This window comes from Streptomyces sp. NPDC005151 (assembly GCF_053599875.1).
In genome coordinates this window covers 66,131-81,035 of the sequence record NZ_JBSFYR010000015.1, presented here as the reverse complement: position 1 = coordinate 81,035, position 14,905 = coordinate 66,131, and the positions used below count along the sequence as shown (strand labels likewise).

Below are 14,905 nucleotides of genomic sequence, written 5' to 3'. Positions count from 1 at the left end.
GCGTACACCAGGTCGTCGTAGCCGTCGCCGGTCGTGTCGGCCCCGGGGCGGGGGCGGGGCGGCTTGGGGCGGACCCGGGCCGGGGATCGGGGCGGTGGCGCCGTGCGGGGCGCCGGCCCGGGTGAACGGGCCGCGGAGGTGGCTGATCCGGCCCGCGCTCGCCGGGACCACGAGGTCCGCGCACCTGTCGCTGTTCTTGGCGGAGGAGGACGAGGGGGAAGGGGACGCCCGCGGAGAGCCTGCGCAGGCCGCCGCCGTCAGCAGGAGCGCGGGCGCGCCGGCCACTGCCGCCGCAGTCCTCGCCGTTGGACTGCCACTCCGCACGGGGCACACCATCCGTCTCGTACGGCTCAGTGGTTCGCAGTCGCCCCACATGGTCCTTCGCGCCCGCCCAACAGCAGAAGCGGCCGGTCCTGCCCCCGAGGCAGGTCCGACCGCTTCGTACCGCTGAGACCGGCTACTTCACCGGTTCCGGCTCCGGAGCGTCCGCCGTCTCCGGCTCGCCCGCCGGGTCCGCCGGGGTCTTCACCGAGTCCAGCAGCAGCTGCGAGACGTCGACCACCTGGATCGACTCCTTGGCCTGGCCGTCGTTCTTCTTGCCGTTGACCGAGTCGGTCAGCATGACGAGGCAGAACGGGCAGGCGGTGGAGACGATGTCCGGGTTGAGGGAGAGGGCTTCCTCGACGCGCTCGTTGTTGATGCGCTTGCCGATCCGCTCCTCCATCCACATCCGGGCACCACCGGCGCCGCAGCAGAAGCCGCGCTCCTTGTGGCGGTGCATCTCCTCGTTCCGCAGACCCGGCACCTTCGCGATGATCTCGCGCGGGGGCGTGTAGATCTTGTTGTGACGGCCCAGGTAGCAGGGGTCGTGGTACGTGATCAGACCCTCGACCGGCGTCACCGGGATCAGCCTGCCCTCGTCGATGAGGTGCTGGAGCAGCTGCGTGTGGTGGATGACCTCGTACTCGCCGCCGAGCTGCGGGTACTCGTTCGCGATGGTGTTGAAGCAGTGCGGGCAGGTCGCGACGATCTTCTTCGACGACTTCGGCTTCTTCGTCTCCGGCTCGTCGTCATCCTCGCCGAACGCCATGTTCAGCATCGCGACGTTCTCCTGGCCGAGCTGCTGGAACAGCGGCTCGTTGCCCAGGCGGCGGGCCGAGTCACCCGTGCACTTCTCGTCGCCGCCCATGATCGCGAACTTCACGCCCGCGATGTGGAGCAGCTCGGCGAAGGCCTTGGTGGTCTTCTTGGCACGGTCCTCGAGAGCGCCCGCGCAGCCGACCCAGTAGAGGTAGTCGATCTCCGACAGGTCCTCGACGTCCTTGCCGACGATCGGGACCTCGAAGTCGACTTCCTTCGTCCACTCGACGCGCTGCTTCTTGGCCAGCCCCCAGGGGTTGCCCTTCTTCTCCAGGTTCTTGAGCATCGTGCCCGCCTCGGACGGGAACGCGGACTCGATCATCACCTGGTAGCGGCGCATGTCGACGATGTGGTCGATGTGCTCGATGTCGACCGGGCACTGCTCCACGCACGCACCGCAGGTGGTGCAGGACCAGAGCACGTCCGGGTCGATGACGCCGTTCTCCTCGACGGTGCCGATCAGCGGGCGCTCGGCCTCCGCGAGAGCGGCCGCCGGTACGTCCTTCAGCTGCTCCTCGGTTGCCTTCTCGTTGCCCTCCATGTCCTTGCCGCCACCGGCGAGCAGGTACGGGGCCTTGGCGTGCGCGTGGTCGCGCAGCGACATGATCAGGAGCTTCGGGGAGAGCGGCTTGCCCGTGTTCCAGGCGGGGCACTGCGACTGGCAGCGGCCGCACTCGGTGCACGTGGAGAAGTCGAGGATGCCCTTCCAGGAGAACTGCTCGACCTGGGAGACACCGAAGACGTCGTCCTCGCCCGGGTCCTCGAAGTCGATCTCCTTGCCGCCGCTCGTCATCGGCTGCAGCGCGCCGAGCGCGACGTCGTCGTCGGCATTCCGCTTGAACCAGATGTTGGGGAAGGCGAGGAAGCGGTGCCAGGCGACACCCATGTTGGTGTTGAGCGAGACCGTGATCATCCAGATCAGCGAGACGCCGATCTTGATCATCGCGGTGAGGTAGATGAGGTTCTGGAGGGCCCCGAGGCCGAGTCCCTTGAAGGCGAGGACCAGGGGGTACGAGACGAAGTACGCGGCCTCGTAGCCCTCGACGTGGTGGATCGCGCCCTCGAGACCGCGCAGGGTCAGGATCGCCAGGCCGATGACGAGGATGACGTACTCGACGAAGTACGCCTGCCAGGCCTTGGAGCCCGCGAACCGGGACTTGCGGCCGGCCCGGGAGGGCAGGTTCAGCAGCCGGATGGCGATCAGCACGAGGATGCCGACCGTCGTCATCAGGCCGATGAACTCGGTGTAGAACTCGAACGGCAGCCAGTCGCCGATGACCGGCAGTACCCAGTCGGCCTTGAAGAGCTGCCCGTACGCCTGGAGCAGCGTCGGCGGCAGCGTCAGGAAGCCGATGGCGACGAACCAGTGCGCGAAGCCGACGATCCCCCACCGGTTCATCCGGGTGTGGCCGAGGAACTCCTTGACCAGGGTGATCGTGCGCTGCTTCGGATTGTCGGTGCGGCTGCCTGCCGGGACCGGCTGTCCGAGCTTGACGAACCGGTAGATCTGCGCGACGGCTCGGGCGATGAGCGCAACGCCGACCACGGTCAGCACCAGCGACACGATGATCGCGGCGAGTTGCATTTGGGGGCTCCTCGGGCCTGCGAGGGTGGGATCCAGTACTTACTAAGCAGTAACTTAATTAGTCTGTGCTGACACTATCCACTTATTCCGCCGCGCTGTAGCCGCGCAGCTGGTGATCTGTGTCGCTCAGGTGCGCCTTCCCGCGGTGGGCGAGCCCGCGGAGGGTGGCGCGGAGTGGGGCGTATACGGCTTCCGCAAGGATGGCCAGGTCGAGTCCCAGCCAGTGGTGCTCAGCGTAGTGCTGGTCGAGCAGGGCGGGTTCGTCCCACGGCATTCCGGAGCGGGAGCGGACCTGGGCCAGGCCGGTGAGGCCGGGTCTCAGTTCCTGCCGCCAGTGTCGCTCACCGGCCTCGTTCGAGGTGCCCGCCCGCTCGTGGTCAGGGGTGAGTGGTTCCGGTCCGACGAGCGAGAGATCTCCCCGTACGACGTGGGGCAGCCGGGACAGTACGTCCAGGCGCAGCCGGCGGGTGCCCAGGGAGCGCAGCACGAAGGGGTGACCGGCCAGTCCGATCCGGGTGGAGCGGGTCAGTACGCAGCCGGGGGGTCGCTGCACGGCGAGGGTGAGGGCTCCGGCGGTGAGCAGGGGAACGGTCAGGGCCAGCAGGGCCGAGCCGAGGACGAGGTCCAGTGCGCGCTTGGCTGTCATGTGCGACCTCGGTCCGGTCCACGCGTGTGTCCGCATCCGCATCCGCATGCGCATCTGCATCGTTCACACCTGCCTGGCTCGGACGGATCGAGTGCCTGTTTTGTGCGGCTCTCGCCATTTTGTGACAGAACGATCCCACGTGACGATGATGGACCGGGTATGCGGCCCGCCGGGCGGGCCGTTGTCGTCCGATGAACTGCAGGTGGCGCGAGCTCTATGCACGATAGTTGAGTCGACCCGACTCAGCTCTGTTGACTCCGGGGCGCCTGTCATGCATTCTTGAGCCAGATCCACTCAAGTAGTCAGTTGGAGGAATTGAAATGGCACGTGCGGTCGGCATCGACCTGGGCACGACTAACTCCGTCGTCAGCGTTCTCGAAGGCGGCGAGCCCACCGTCATCACCAACGCCGAAGGCGCCAGGACCACGCCGTCCGTCGTCGCCTTCGCGAAGAACGGCGAGGTTCTGGTGGGCGAGGTCGCCAAGCGCCAGGCGGTGACCAACGTCGACAGGACCATCCGGTCGGTCAAGCGCCACATGGGCACCGGCTGGAAGATCGACCTCGACGGCAAGAGCTTCAACCCGCAGCAGATGAGCGCCTTCATCCTGCAGAAGCTGAAGCGCGACGCCGAGGCGTACCTGGGCGAGAAGGTCGCCGACGCGGTGATCACCGTTCCGGCGTACTTCAACGACTCCGAGCGTCAGGCGACGAAGGAGGCCGGCGAGATCGCGGGCCTGAACGTCCTGCGTATCGTCAACGAGCCGACCGCCGCCGCGCTGGCGTACGGGCTCGACAAGGACGACCAGACGATCCTCGTCTTCGACCTCGGTGGCGGCACCTTCGACGTGTCCCTCCTGGAGATCGGGGACGGCGTCGTCGAGGTGAAGGCCACCAACGGTGACAACCACCTCGGTGGTGACGACTGGGACCAGCGCGTCGTCGACTACCTGGTGAAGCAGTTCGCCAACGGTCACGGTGTGGACCTGTCCAAGGACAAGATGGCTCTCCAGCGTCTCCGCGAAGCCGCGGAGAAGGCGAAGATCGAGCTGTCCTCCTCGACGGAGACCACGATCAACCTGCCGTACATCACGGCGTCCGCCGAGGGCCCGCTGCACCTGGACGAGAAGCTCACGCGCGCCCAGTTCCAGCAGCTCACCGCAGACCTCCTGGATCGCTGCAAGAACCCGTTCCACAACGTCATCAAGGACGCGGGCATCCAGCTCTCCGAGATCGACCACGTCGTTCTCGTCGGTGGCTCGACCCGTATGCCGGCCGTCGCCGAGCTCGTCAAGGAGCTCACCGGTGGCCAGGAGGCCAACAAGGGCGTGAACCCGGACGAGGTCGTCGCCATCGGCGCCTCGCTCCAGGCCGGTGTCCTCAAGGGCGAGGTCAAGGACGTCCTGCTGCTCGATGTCACCCCGCTGTCTCTCGGTATCGAGACCAAGGGCGGCATCATGACGAAGCTCATCGAGCGCAACACGACGATCCCGACCAAGCGGTCCGAGATCTTCACGACGGCCGAGGACAACCAGCCGTCCGTCCAGATCCAGGTCTACCAGGGCGAGCGCGAGATCGCGGCGTACAACAAGAAGCTCGGCATGTTCGAGCTGACCGGTCTGCCGCCGGCCCCGCGTGGTGTCCCGCAGATCGAGGTCGCGTTCGACATCGACGCCAACGGCATCATGCACGTCGCTGCCAAGGACCTCGGCACCGGCAAGGAGCAGAAGATGACCGTCACCGGCGGCTCCTCGCTGCCGAAGGACGAGGTCAACCGGATGCGTGAGGAGGCCGAGCAGTACGCGGAGGAGGACCACCGCCGCCGCGAGGCCGCCGAGTCCCGCAACCAGGGCGAGCAGCTCGTCTACCAGACGGAGAAGTTCCTCAAGGACAACGAGGACAAGGTTCCCGGCGACGTGAAGACGGAGGTGGAGACCGCACTCACCGAGCTGAAGGAGAAGCTCAAGGGCGAGGACACCGCCGAGATCCGTACCGCCACCGAGAAGGTCGCGGCCGTCTCCCAGAAGCTGGGCCAGGCGATGTACGCCAACGCGCAGGCCGAGGGTGGCCCGCAGGCCGACGGCCAGCCGGGCGCCGAGCAGGCCAGGGCCGATGACGACGTCGTCGACGCCGAGATCGTGGACGACGAGAAGGACGCCAAGGGCGGTGCGGCGTGACCGAGGAGACTCCGGGCTTCGAGGAGAAGCCCGACGTTCCCTCCGGCGCCACCCCTGACGACGCCGACCCGAAGGCTGCCGCCCCCTCCACGGAGGAGGGGGAGGCCCCGGCCGGGGACGTGAACCAGACCGCCGGTCTGACGGCACAACTGGACCAGGCACGCAGTGCGCTCACCGAGCGCACCGGCGACCTCCAGCGGCTCCAGGCCGAGTATCAGAACTACCGCCGCCGCGTGGAGCGGGACCGGGTCACGGTCAAGGAGATCGCCGTTGCGGGTCTCCTGAGCGAGCTCCTGCCCGTGCTCGACGACGTCGGCCGCGCCAGGGAACACGGCGAGCTCGTGGGCGGGTTCAAGTCGGTGGCCGAATCGCTGGAGACGGTCGTCGCCAAGCTGGGCCTGCAGCAGTTCGGCAAGGAGGGCGAGCCCTTCGACCCGACGATCCACGAAGCCCTGATGCACTCGTACGCGCCGGACGTCACCGAGACGACCTGCGTGGCGATCCTGCAGCCGGGGTATCGCATCGGCGAGCGCACCATCCGCCCCGCGCGGGTGGCGGTGGCCGAGCCGCAGCCGGGCGCGAGCCCCGCGGCGGCACAGGAAGAGAACACAGACGACGAGGAGAGCGGTGGCACCGAGGAGGTCTGACATTTCGTCCGACCACCGCGGGGCCCACCGCCCGGTACGGCGACCGGCCTGCGGGCCGGTCGCCCGGCCGATCGTCCGGAAGGAGGGACGTCGATGAGCACGAAGGACTTCGTCGAGAAGGACTACTACAAGGTCCTCGGCGTCCCCAAGGACGCCACCGAAGCCGAGATCAAGAAGTCGTACCGGAAGCTCGCCCGCGAGTTCCACCCGGACGCGAACAAGGGCGACAGCAAGGCGGAGGAGCGCTTCAAGGAGATCTCCGAGGCCAATGACATCCTCGGCGACGCCAAGAAGCGCAAGGAGTACGACGAGGCACGCGCCCTCTTCGGTAACGGCGGCTTCCGGGCCGGTCCCGGCGGCGCGGGAGGCAACTTCAACTTCGACCTGGGCGACCTCTTCGGAGGCACGCAGGGCGGAGGTCCCGGCGGCCCCGGCGGCGGCGGCGGTCTGGGCGATGTCTTCGGCGGGCTGTTCAACCGGGGCGGCGGTACGGGGACACGTGTGCAGCCGCGCCGCGGGCAGGACATCGAGTCCGAGGTGACGCTCAGCTTCACCGAGGCGGTCGACGGGGCCACGGTCCCGCTCCGGATGTCCAGCCAGGCTCCCTGCAAGGCGTGTTCGGGCACCGGCGACAGGAACGGCACCCCGAGGGTCTGCCCGACCTGTGTCGGCACCGGACAGGTGTCGCGCGGCAGCGGCGGCGGTTTCTCGCTCACCGATCCCTGCGTGGACTGCAAGGGCCGGGGCCTCATCGCCCAGGACCCGTGCGATGTCTGCAAGGGCAGCGGGCGGGCGCGTTCGTCGCGCACCATGCAGGTCAGGATCCCGGCGGGCGTCTCCGACAGCCAGCGGATCCGGCTGCGCGGCAAGGGGGCACCGGGCGAGCGCGGCGGACCGGCCGGCGACCTGTACGTCGTCGTCCATGTCGACGCCCACCCGGTCTTCGGCCGCAAGGGCGACAACCTCACGGTCACCGTGCCCGTCACCTTCGCGGAGGCGGCGCTCGGCGGCGAGGTGAAGGTCCCGACGCTCGGCGGACCGCCCGTCACCCTGAAACTTCCGGCCGGCACCCCCAATGGGCGTACGATGCGCGCCCGCGGCAAGGGTGCCGTACGCAAGGACGGCACCCGGGGCGACCTCCTGGTCACCGTCGAGGTGGCGGTCCCCACGGACCTCACCCCCGACGCCCAGGACGCGCTGGAGGCCTACCGGAAGGCGACCGTGGGGGAGGACCCGCGGGCGGAGCTGTTCCAGGCGGCGAAGGGAGCTTGAGGTGGACGGCCGACGACGTAATCCGTACGAACTGACCGATGACTCACCGGTGTACGTGATCTCGATCGCGGCCCAGCTCTCGGGCCTGCATCCGCAGACACTGCGCCAGTACGACCGCCTCGGCCTGGTCTCCCCCGACCGCACGGCCGGCCGCGGCAGGCGCTACTCGGCCCGCGACATCGAGCTGCTGCGCACGGTGCAGCAACTGTCGCAGGACGAGGGCATCAACCTGGCGGGCATCAAGCGCATCATCGAACTGGAGAACCAGGTGGCCGCGCTCCAGCAGCGCGTCGCCGAACTCTCCGCGGCGGTGGATGGCGCTGCGGCGGCGATGCAGCAGCGAGAGGCGCAGGTGCACGCCTCGTACCGGCGCGATCTGGTGCCGTATCAGGATGTGCAGCAGGCCGGCGCGTTGGTGGTCTGGCGGCCGAAGAGGCCCAAGAACTAGGCGCGGATACGCATGACGGAGGGCCGCCACCCGGGAGCGGGTGGCGGCCCTCCGCGGTGTGCACGGGTCATTTCCCCGCGGATTGCCAGAGCGAGAGAGCCGGCGCGGTGCACGACGTCACCGCGGCGAGCGACGGCAACGGCCAGTGGGTGCGCTCCAGGGCGTCGAGCCGCTCCTCGTGCTCGCCGAGGGCCTTGTCGGTCTGGTCGGCGCGTTGCAGCAGCAGCGCCTCCGCGAGCCGGTGCAGCGCGGCTCCGCCGCCGGGGTGGTGGCCGAGCATGCGTTCCAGCCGCGACAGCGGGATGACGGCCTCTGCCTCGCCGCCCTCCTCGACGATCGCGAGCCTGCCGCCGGCGCGAGCCGGGACGCGCGGTGTTGCTGTTGTTGGTGGCGGTGCGCAGCTTGCCGACCGAGGAACCGGCCGATTCCGCCCCCGTCTTGACCCCGATTGAGAGCGGGAGCGGCCTGTGCGGCCGACCCCTTCACGCCCTCCACGGCACGGGAGGTGCTCTGGGAGGCCTGCTGGATCCTGCTCAGCCCCGTGCTGCTCTGGCTGATGGCGTCACGAAACTGGCGAATACTTGCCGTGGCCTTGTTGAATGAACTCTGAACGGTCATGAAGACCCCTCACGCTGATTTCTCGGAGAATGTTCAGGATCAGGCCACCGTCGTGGCCAGAGCATTCAGCCTGCCTCGGAGATCCTGAATTCCCGACTTGATGTCCTTCAGTGACTTTGCGGCAGCCTCTCGCTGTTCCTCTATGTCCTTCTGTTTCTTCTCCGCCTCCCGGTTCATTTTGTCGATCGTCTCGTATATCTTGCGCGTTTTATCGAAGGCCTCCGTGGCGTCCTGTTCCGCCTTGACGGCCCGCTTCTCCTGCCCCTTGGCTACCGCTGGGGAGTCGCCCCGACTTTGCAGCCGCTCCGCCAGCGCTGTGGCGCGCTTTGCTTCCGTATGAGCCTCCAGCGCCTTTTTCCAGCTTGACCAGCTTCTTGTCGGCGGCCTCCAGCTTGGCTTTCTCGTCCCGGGCGTGCGGCCAGGTCCACTTCTGGACGCCTGCGATCACGATTCCCTTCTCGTCCATCTTGAAGAAAGAGGCATCGATCTTGAAGGGTGTGAAGCCGAAGGCCGCAAAACCTGCGGCGACCTTGAGGACGTCGACCGAGGTGCTCATGCCGTTCAGCTTGTGCTTGACTCCGTCCGCTTCGTCCTTTGTCCGGAAATGCCAGACGCTGTCGTTCGGGTTTGCTGGCTGAGCCATTTCGAACTCCCGTGTACAAAAATGGCGGTTGCTGGCGGTCGATGGCTCATGCCATCATGGCCAAATGGACACTCTTGGCTGGGCCATCATCTGTCTGGTCTTATTTCCGCTGCCGTTCATTGCATGGTTCGGTGTGGTCCCGCTGCTGGTCGACCGCCGTCTGAGGCGTGTTGGTGTCGAGGTGACGGGTCGGTGCCGGAGTATTTCCGAATCCGAAAGCCGATATTCCACGAGCTTTGAATTCCGGACGGAGTCCGGAGACCGGGTCATCTACATCTCCCCGCTGAGCGGCACCCGATGGGGGACGCCCGGCGAAGAGGCGCTGATGGTCTATGACCCCAGCAATCCCTGGCGACGGGTCCGCAGCCGTCGAGAGCTCGAAGCACGGTCGGAGGCATGGCTCTCGCTGTGGTGGCTTCTTGCTGGCGAGGTGATCTGCCTGGCCGTCCTCCTGGCCTATCTGCTCTATACCGGAGTGGTGCCGTGTCACTCTTCGCTGTGCGAGGGGATCGGCGGCGAGGCAGGCTGAACCGGATGAGCCGGCCGTTTTCAGGGGAAGAAGGCGGCGATGTCGGCGGGACTCGGGTTGTCCGGGCCCGCTTCGGGTCGAGCCGCTCCTCGTGCACGCCGAGGGCCTTGTCGGTCTGGTCGGCGCGTTGCAGCAGCAGCGCCAGGTCTCCCCGGGTGGTGGCGAATCCGACGTCGACGGAACGATGCAGCCGCTCCAGTTCCCGCGCGATGTGCTCGGACCGTCAACTGCCTCCGAGGCTGGTCCATTCTCTTTTGATGATGCCAACAATCCACGTCTCACCACCGGATCGCGAATCTGCCATTCTTGTCGCCGTCCATTCGGGGTGCCCGTCATGGTGTTGAAAACGAAAGGGGTGCACTCGCCTGATTATGCGAGCGCACCCCTGGAGCGAAAACGGGTGAAAGGCCTATTTGGTTGACACCTCCCACTTGCCGTCGCTGGACACGGTGACGTACCCATGGCGTGGGAGTCTCAGTACGCCTTTTCGTCTGGCATCCGAGGCGAGCGCACGAACCGGATCTCCGCCGGTTGCGGGGCAGTAGGCCACGGTTCCGTGGTCCTCGAACTCGTAGTGGAGTACGCGTACGTATTCGTAGTAGGGGGCCGCCTCGAAGTATCCGAATGTCTCGGTGCCCTTTCCTCTGGCCGTTTGGGAGGGGAGTTCGGGGAGTGAGTTGGGGTCGACGAGCTGTGCATGCCAGCGGTGGAACCCGCCTGCCCCGTCACGGACCCGGAGGCGACGGATGCCGAGTGAGTCGTAGTCGCCTGGGAGGACGACGCGGCACGGGGTGCGTCCGTGCGTGGTCACAAGCTCGATGCTGAGGTGGTTGTCGTGTGCGCCGGACCTGACCGGCTGGAAGGAGAAATGGGAGCTGAACCCTCCTTGAACCTGCAGTGGCAGTGGCGTACCGATACCGGCCCCGGGAATGCGGACTGTTTCGTCCGACCAACCGGACCAACTGATTCGGGTTTCTTCGCTCACGGACTTTCCTCCTTCAGCTCGCGGCACACCATCGTCAGGCATGATGCTTGCATGTCAGGTTAAGAACTGCGCAAGTTCCCCTGAACTAGTCATACTTGATCCTGTGGCCTCTTCTTGGACAACACCCGCCGACTTGGTGGTGAGGCGTGACACCGGGGAAGGGCCGGTTGCGGTTCGGAGTCTTCGTCGCGGTTGGTTCAGAGCGCTGGGATCCGTGTCCAGTTGGCCGATGGTTCGACTCGTACCTCTCCAGCTTCACATTATTTGATCGGTGAAAATCACCCAGCTAAGCGAAGGCCCTTCGGTGGGCCAGGAGCCGCAACCGCAACTGCTGCCGATCGTGAGCGCGGGCGATGCGAACGTACGCGAACTGATGCCGCACCGCCCCTGGTTGCGGCCGGCGAGGGAGCGGAGCGAGGAAGGCTGAGGGAAGGTGATCCGGTCATGCTTCGGAGCGTTGGGTGTGCTTCCCGCGAGGAGTTGAGTCGTCCGGTTCCGCGATGCCCGACTGGATGATGAGTGCGCCCAGATGGGTCCGGCTGGAGGCGTTGAGCGCCTGCATCAGCTTGGAGATGTGGGCCCGGCAGGTGCGGACGCTGATGCCCAGCTTGCGGGCCACCACGTCGTCGACATGGCCCTCGACCAGGAGGCGGGAGATGCTGCGCTGCACGGCAGTGGCGGGGGCGCCGGGGGAGACCTGGTGGAGGTTCTCCTCAATGGGGATGGCCTGGGCCCACAGCGCCTCGTACACCTGGACCAGGTAGCGGACCAGGGCGGGGTGGCGGATCTCCAGGGCGATGTCGCGCTCGGGGGTGGCGGGGATGAAGGCGACCGCGCGGTCGAAGATGAGCAGCCGTTCGATGGTCTGCTCGATGGTGCGCACCTGGAGACGGTCTGCGGGAATCTGGGCCAGGTAGTGCCTGAGGTGGGGGTTGTAGCGGGCCGGGTGCTGGTAGAGGTGGCGCAAACGGGCTTCGCTGTCGAGGGCCGGTTGCGCGGTGGACAGGGCCAGTTGCATCGTCTTGAAGGACCGGTGACCGCCCGGCTGCGCCGTCAGGATCTCTTCCGTCGCCAGCTGGGTGGCGTTCAGGACGGCGGTGTTGATCAGTGACTTTGCCTCGATGACGGTGATGGCGAGGTTGGGGTCCTCGCTGGCGATCGCTGTCAGGGGGGCGAGTGTGTCCGCCAGGGCCGCAGTGAGCCGTAGACGTTCGTGGATCTCGCGGGTGACGGGCTGCAGCAGATGGGCCAGGGCGGCGGCCGGCGGTACGGCGCGCATCCATGCGTCGTCCCGGGGGTCGGGGTGGAGCAGCGCCATGTCGATGAGGCATGGGGCGGGCGCGAGTTCGGCACGTGCGATCCGCCCGTCGTGGAGTGCCTCGGTGTAGAGCTGGATCGCGGAGTCACACAGCTCCAGATCGCCGTGTGAATGTGGTGGTTCCTTTTCGTCTCTGCTCATTTGGGACCCCCCGCTTTTGTGCAGTGCAGCAAGATGACCGTGGTGGACACGTGGTGTTCGGGGCAGTGTTGGCCGCGCAGGGTGGTGAACCCCTCCCGTGCGAAGGGGTCGTGGCCGCTCTCCCCCGTATCGCGGCCACGGCCGCCCCCACGCCCGGAAGGGGTGGGTCGATGTGTGGTCAGTGATCCTCGTCCAGTATCCCCGACTGGGCTATCAGATAGCCGAGTTGGGCGCGGCTGTTGCTGCCGAGGGTGGAGGAGAGCTTGGCGACATGCGCACGGCAGGTACGGACATTCATGCCGAGACGGCGGGCTATGGCCTCGTCGACGTACCCCTCGACCAACAGCGTGGCTATGGCGCGCTGGACGCCGGTGATGCCGTCGCGTGCCGGGTCGTACGGGGCCGCTTCGTTCAGCGGAACCGCCCGGCGCCAGAGTTGCTCGAACACCTTCGTCAGGTACGCGACCAGCCCGGGGTGCCGCAGTTCGAGGGCGATAGGGGGGGTGTCCCGGACCGGGATGAAGGCGACGGTGTCGTCGCAGATGATGAGACGCTCGATGAGCTCTTCGAGCGTACGGATCTCCATTCTGGCGCCGGCCATCAGTTCCACGTAGGCGAAAGTGCGTTGGCTGTGCCTGACCGTGTGCTGGTAGAGGGTGCGGACGCTGATACCGGAATCTATTAGAGGCTTGCTGCGGGTCAGGGCTTCGCTGAGGACTTCCTCGCTGCGTCCGCCTCCGGGCTGGATGGTCAGTACCTCGGTCCGGCTCTCGGCGATGGCCAGGTCGAGCGCCGCGTTGATCCGGTCGATGCCTTCCAGCACCGTGATCGCATGCGTGGGTGCCGGACTCTGGGCACTGATGGCCATGAACGGTTCAAAGGCGTCAGTCAGTTCCACGGACGTCCGTCTGCGGTCCTGGATCTCACGTTCCAGCGGGTGGAGCCGCTGCGCCAGGGCGGCGGAGGGCGGAACCGGGCGGAGCCACGAGGCGTCGTCCGGGTCGGGAAGCAGGAGCCCGAACTCGATGAGGCAGGGTGCGGGTTCCATTTCGGCGCGAGCGATGCGTCCGACGCTCAGTGCGCTGGCGTACAGCCGTGCCCCCTCCGTGCACAGGTCCGTGACCGCGTGAGTATGTGTCGGTTTGGTGTTGGTTGTAGGCAAATCTCCACCCCCCAGGGTCCTGAACATGCAGGAACATGATGCATCGCTCCTGTGGCATTGACGTGCCTGGATGAGCCATCGTCTTGTTGGGCGGGGGAGAGGAAACCATCAAGTGAGGACGAAGCCGACTATGTACAAGCGAATGCTTCGCTCAGTGCTTGCCACTGTGTTTGGCGCTGCTGCGCTGCTGCTCGTGGCGAATGTCTCTCCCCCGGACGTCGGATGGGGCAGTGTGCAGGCAGGCGCTGTCGTCGACCTCCGCCAAGCCGATGTCGGCTGGGGCAGTGTGCAGGCAGGCGCTGTCGTCGACCTCCACCCGGCCGATGTCGGCTGGGGCAGCTCTCCGCTGAATCTGGCGGAGGCGTGACCATCCCGCCGGACGACCGGGTCTTCCGGCGGGAGATGGCCTCGGCCTACCGGTCAGGGTGGCACTTCATCGATCTGCTCACGGCACTCCCCCGCCAGGGCGATTCGTTGATGGTCACCCTGCTCGGAGAGCCCATCGTCGTCGTCCTCGAGGACGACGACGAGGTCCGCGCCTACCGGTGCCTCCGTCGTCCCCGTGGGGCGCCGCAGCCCGTCCGGTGTGCGATCCGGTACGGAATGATCTTCGTCAATCTTGATCAGCGTGACCACCAGCTGATCGAACCAGAAACCATCTCCGCCACCCCCCGCAGTGCCTGAGCGATCCCCCGTCGTTCCATATCGCTCGGACACTCCCCCACACAGCGGCGCCATCGTGACCTGAACACGGTGGCGCCGCTGTGCTGCCCGGAGGCCGGCGGTGGGGTGCTGCCGGGGCTCACGGCCTCCCCCGCGCTGGGGAGTGGGCTCCCGACGCCCTTCGACTCCGCTTGCGGCGTTGTCGTCGGTCACCGACGCTCCGCGTCGACTCCGTCCTCCGCCTTGCCATCGAAGCCGCGTGACGCCGCTCGCTGATCCACTCCCTGTCGCGGGGGAGGCCGTCAGGCCGTGCGGACCGGTGCGCCCCGGCCCAGCGCCCGTTCGAGGGCGATCTCGATGACGACCCGGTTCGGGTTGGGTGCCGGCGTGCGCCCGTAGCGTTCCGCGTAGCGGAGTACCGCGTCATCGACCACGTCCTGCTCCGTAAGGACCGTCGCGCGGCCCTCCAGCGTCGCCCAGCGCCCGCGGTCCACCTGGCAGACCGCCACCCGTGCCCCGTCCGGACCGGCGGCCAGGACGTTGGCGACCTTTCTGCTGCTCTTGTTGGTGATGATGCGGGCGAGTCCGGCCTCGGGGTCGTACGTCACGCCGACCGGCACCACGTGCGGGCTGCCGTCGGGGCGGGGGGTGGTCAGGGTGCACACGTGGTACTCGCGCCAGAAGGCGAGGTACTCGGGGCTGGGGTTGCGTACGTCTACGGCCATGGGGAAAGGGTAGGCATCCGCGGGCCCGTGCCCCGATGCGGTGCGGTGGCGGAGGAGCGGTCCGGCCGGTTCACTCGGTCGGGAGCCCTGTTCCGCTCCGGGTTCCGGGCGTGGGCCGTGTGGCGTGGGACCGACCGCATCTTGAGTGGAATAGACTCAACTTTGTGGACGTTGACCTGGTCATAGTTGTGGACAGGCCAGTCACCGCA

Annotated in this window: 17 protein-coding genes; 8 read left to right on the top strand and 9 right to left on the bottom strand. The window is 67.1% G+C overall.

The features are described 5' to 3' along the window. Window positions 1-457 precede the first annotated feature (457 nt). Together ACWD6R_RS11610 and ACWD6R_RS11605 are read right to left on the bottom strand one after the other, a co-directional pair. The gene (locus ACWD6R_RS11610; RefSeq protein ID WP_451818517.1) at window positions 458-2,725 is read right to left on the bottom strand and encodes a (Fe-S)-binding protein; all 2,268 of its coding nucleotides are present in this window, start codon (window positions 2,723-2,725) and stop codon (window positions 458-460) included. 82 nt (window positions 2,726-2,807) lie between these two features. Continuing rightward, entirely contained in the window at window positions 2,808-3,371 is a 564-nt protein-coding gene (locus ACWD6R_RS11605) for a sugar transferase (protein WP_451818516.1), read from the bottom strand. 320 nt (window positions 3,372-3,691) lie between these two features. On the opposite strand from ACWD6R_RS11605, the gene dnaK reads away from it, so the two are divergent. The 4 genes from dnaK (at window position 3,692) to ACWD6R_RS11585 (ending at window position 7,912) form a co-directional block, all read left to right on the top strand. Then, a complete protein-coding gene (dnaK, locus tag ACWD6R_RS11600) occupies window positions 3,692-5,545 on the top strand; it encodes a molecular chaperone DnaK (RefSeq protein WP_451818515.1) in 1,854 nt (617 codons plus the stop codon). After that, window positions 5,542-6,192, top strand: a complete 651-nt coding sequence (gene grpE / locus ACWD6R_RS11595; protein ID WP_451818514.1) for a nucleotide exchange factor GrpE — start codon at window positions 5,542-5,544, stop codon at window positions 6,190-6,192. The genes dnaK and grpE overlap by 4 nt, the downstream gene beginning before the upstream one ends. A gap of 93 nt (window positions 6,193-6,285) precedes the next feature. Beyond that, window positions 6,286-7,464 (top strand): molecular chaperone DnaJ, encoded by a 1,179-nt coding sequence (gene dnaJ / locus ACWD6R_RS11590; protein WP_451818513.1) that lies wholly within the window; start codon window positions 6,286-6,288, stop codon window positions 7,462-7,464. Window position 7,465: 1 nt separating this feature from the next. Next, window positions 7,466-7,912, top strand: coding sequence for a heat shock protein transcriptional repressor HspR (locus ACWD6R_RS11585; RefSeq protein ID WP_451818512.1), 447 nt, complete (start codon window positions 7,466-7,468; stop codon window positions 7,910-7,912). A 67-nt stretch (window positions 7,913-7,979) separates the two neighbouring features. On the opposite strand, the gene ACWD6R_RS11580 is transcribed toward ACWD6R_RS11585, so the two are convergent. From ACWD6R_RS11580 to ACWD6R_RS11570, 3 genes are all read right to left on the bottom strand, one after another. Continuing rightward, on the bottom strand, window positions 7,980-8,192 hold the full coding sequence (locus ACWD6R_RS11580; RefSeq protein WP_451818511.1) for a hypothetical protein: 213 nt from the start codon (window positions 8,190-8,192) through the stop codon (window positions 7,980-7,982). 377 nt (window positions 8,193-8,569) lie between these two features. After that, complete coding sequence (locus tag ACWD6R_RS11575) at window positions 8,570-8,707, bottom strand: hypothetical protein (RefSeq protein ID WP_451818510.1); 138 nt, start codon at window positions 8,705-8,707, stop codon at window positions 8,570-8,572. Between the two features lie 31 nt (window positions 8,708-8,738). Beyond that, window positions 8,739-9,173, bottom strand: coding sequence for a hypothetical protein (locus tag ACWD6R_RS11570; RefSeq protein WP_451818509.1), 435 nt, complete (start codon window positions 9,171-9,173; stop codon window positions 8,739-8,741). A gap of 64 nt (window positions 9,174-9,237) precedes the next feature. On the opposite strand from ACWD6R_RS11570, the gene ACWD6R_RS11565 reads away from it, so the two are divergent. Continuing rightward, window positions 9,238-9,702, top strand: coding sequence for a hypothetical protein (locus tag ACWD6R_RS11565; RefSeq protein ID WP_451818508.1), 465 nt, complete (start codon window positions 9,238-9,240; stop codon window positions 9,700-9,702). A 409-nt stretch (window positions 9,703-10,111) separates the two neighbouring features. Here the strand turns inward: ACWD6R_RS11565 and ACWD6R_RS11560 are convergent, their stop codons facing one another. Next, window positions 10,112-10,513 carry a hypothetical protein gene (locus tag ACWD6R_RS11560; RefSeq protein WP_451818507.1) on the bottom strand — a complete coding sequence of 134 codons (402 nt, stop codon included), beginning with the start codon at window positions 10,511-10,513 and terminating at the stop codon, window positions 10,112-10,114. A 445-nt stretch (window positions 10,514-10,958) separates the two neighbouring features. Between ACWD6R_RS11560 and ACWD6R_RS11555 the strand changes: the two genes are divergently transcribed. After that, on the top strand, window positions 10,959-11,114 hold the full coding sequence (locus ACWD6R_RS11555) for a hypothetical protein (RefSeq protein WP_451818506.1): 156 nt from the start codon (window positions 10,959-10,961) through the stop codon (window positions 11,112-11,114). A gap of 15 nt (window positions 11,115-11,129) precedes the next feature. Here ACWD6R_RS11555 and ACWD6R_RS11550 read toward each other — a convergent pair whose 3' ends face one another. Beyond that, window positions 11,130-12,146, bottom strand: a complete 1,017-nt coding sequence (locus ACWD6R_RS11550) for a LuxR C-terminal-related transcriptional regulator (RefSeq protein ID WP_451818505.1) — start codon at window positions 12,144-12,146, stop codon at window positions 11,130-11,132. A gap of 178 nt (window positions 12,147-12,324) precedes the next feature. Further along, window positions 12,325-13,335 carry a helix-turn-helix transcriptional regulator gene (locus ACWD6R_RS11545; protein ID WP_451818504.1) on the bottom strand — a complete coding sequence of 337 codons (1,011 nt, stop codon included), beginning with the start codon at window positions 13,333-13,335 and terminating at the stop codon, window positions 12,325-12,327. 127 nt (window positions 13,336-13,462) lie between these two features. On the opposite strand from ACWD6R_RS11545, the gene ACWD6R_RS11540 reads away from it, so the two are divergent. Both ACWD6R_RS11540 and ACWD6R_RS11535 read left to right on the top strand, forming a co-directional pair. Beyond that, window positions 13,463-13,675, top strand: a complete 213-nt coding sequence (locus ACWD6R_RS11540) for a hypothetical protein (RefSeq protein WP_451818503.1) — start codon at window positions 13,463-13,465, stop codon at window positions 13,673-13,675. Next, window positions 13,672-13,992: a (2Fe-2S)-binding protein gene (locus ACWD6R_RS11535; RefSeq protein ID WP_451818502.1), complete on the top strand. Its 321-nt coding sequence runs from the start codon at window positions 13,672-13,674 to the stop codon at window positions 13,990-13,992. Before ACWD6R_RS11540 ends, ACWD6R_RS11535 begins: the two co-directional genes overlap by 4 nt. Window positions 13,993-14,273: 281 nt before the next feature. Here the strand turns inward: ACWD6R_RS11535 and ACWD6R_RS11530 are convergent, their stop codons facing one another. Beyond that, window positions 14,274-14,696, bottom strand: a complete 423-nt coding sequence (locus ACWD6R_RS11530; RefSeq protein ID WP_451818501.1) for a pyridoxamine 5'-phosphate oxidase family protein — start codon at window positions 14,694-14,696, stop codon at window positions 14,274-14,276. Window positions 14,697-14,905 lie beyond the last annotated feature (209 nt).

Coding starts and splice junctions, on each gene's coding strand:
- ACWD6R_RS11565 (WP_451818508.1), top strand. CDS start 9,238: ATGGACACTCTTGGCTGGGCCATCATCTGTCTGGTCTTATTTCCGCTG.
- dnaJ (WP_451818513.1), top strand. CDS start 6,286: ATGAGCACGAAGGACTTCGTCGAGAAGGACTACTACAAGGTCCTCGGC.
- ACWD6R_RS11575 (WP_451818510.1), bottom strand. CDS start 8,707: ATGAACCGGGAGGCGGAGAAGAAACAGAAGGACATAGAGGAACAGCGA.
- ACWD6R_RS11545 (WP_451818504.1), bottom strand. CDS start 13,335: ATGTTCAGGACCCTGGGGGGTGGAGATTTGCCTACAACCAACACCAAA.
- ACWD6R_RS11605 (WP_451818516.1), bottom strand. CDS start 3,371: ATGACAGCCAAGCGCGCACTGGACCTCGTCCTCGGCTCGGCCCTGCTG.
- ACWD6R_RS11530 (WP_451818501.1), bottom strand. CDS start 14,696: ATGGCCGTAGACGTACGCAACCCCAGCCCCGAGTACCTCGCCTTCTGG.
- ACWD6R_RS11580 (WP_451818511.1), bottom strand. CDS start 8,192: ATGCTCGGCCACCACCCCGGCGGCGGAGCCGCGCTGCACCGGCTCGCG.
- dnaK (WP_451818515.1), top strand. CDS start 3,692: ATGGCACGTGCGGTCGGCATCGACCTGGGCACGACTAACTCCGTCGTC.
- ACWD6R_RS11550 (WP_451818505.1), bottom strand. CDS start 12,146: ATGAGCAGAGACGAAAAGGAACCACCACATTCACACGGCGATCTGGAG.
- ACWD6R_RS11610 (WP_451818517.1), bottom strand. CDS start 2,725: ATGCAACTCGCCGCGATCATCGTGTCGCTGGTGCTGACCGTGGTCGGC.
- ACWD6R_RS11570 (WP_451818509.1), bottom strand. CDS start 9,173: ATGGCTCAGCCAGCAAACCCGAACGACAGCGTCTGGCATTTCCGGACA.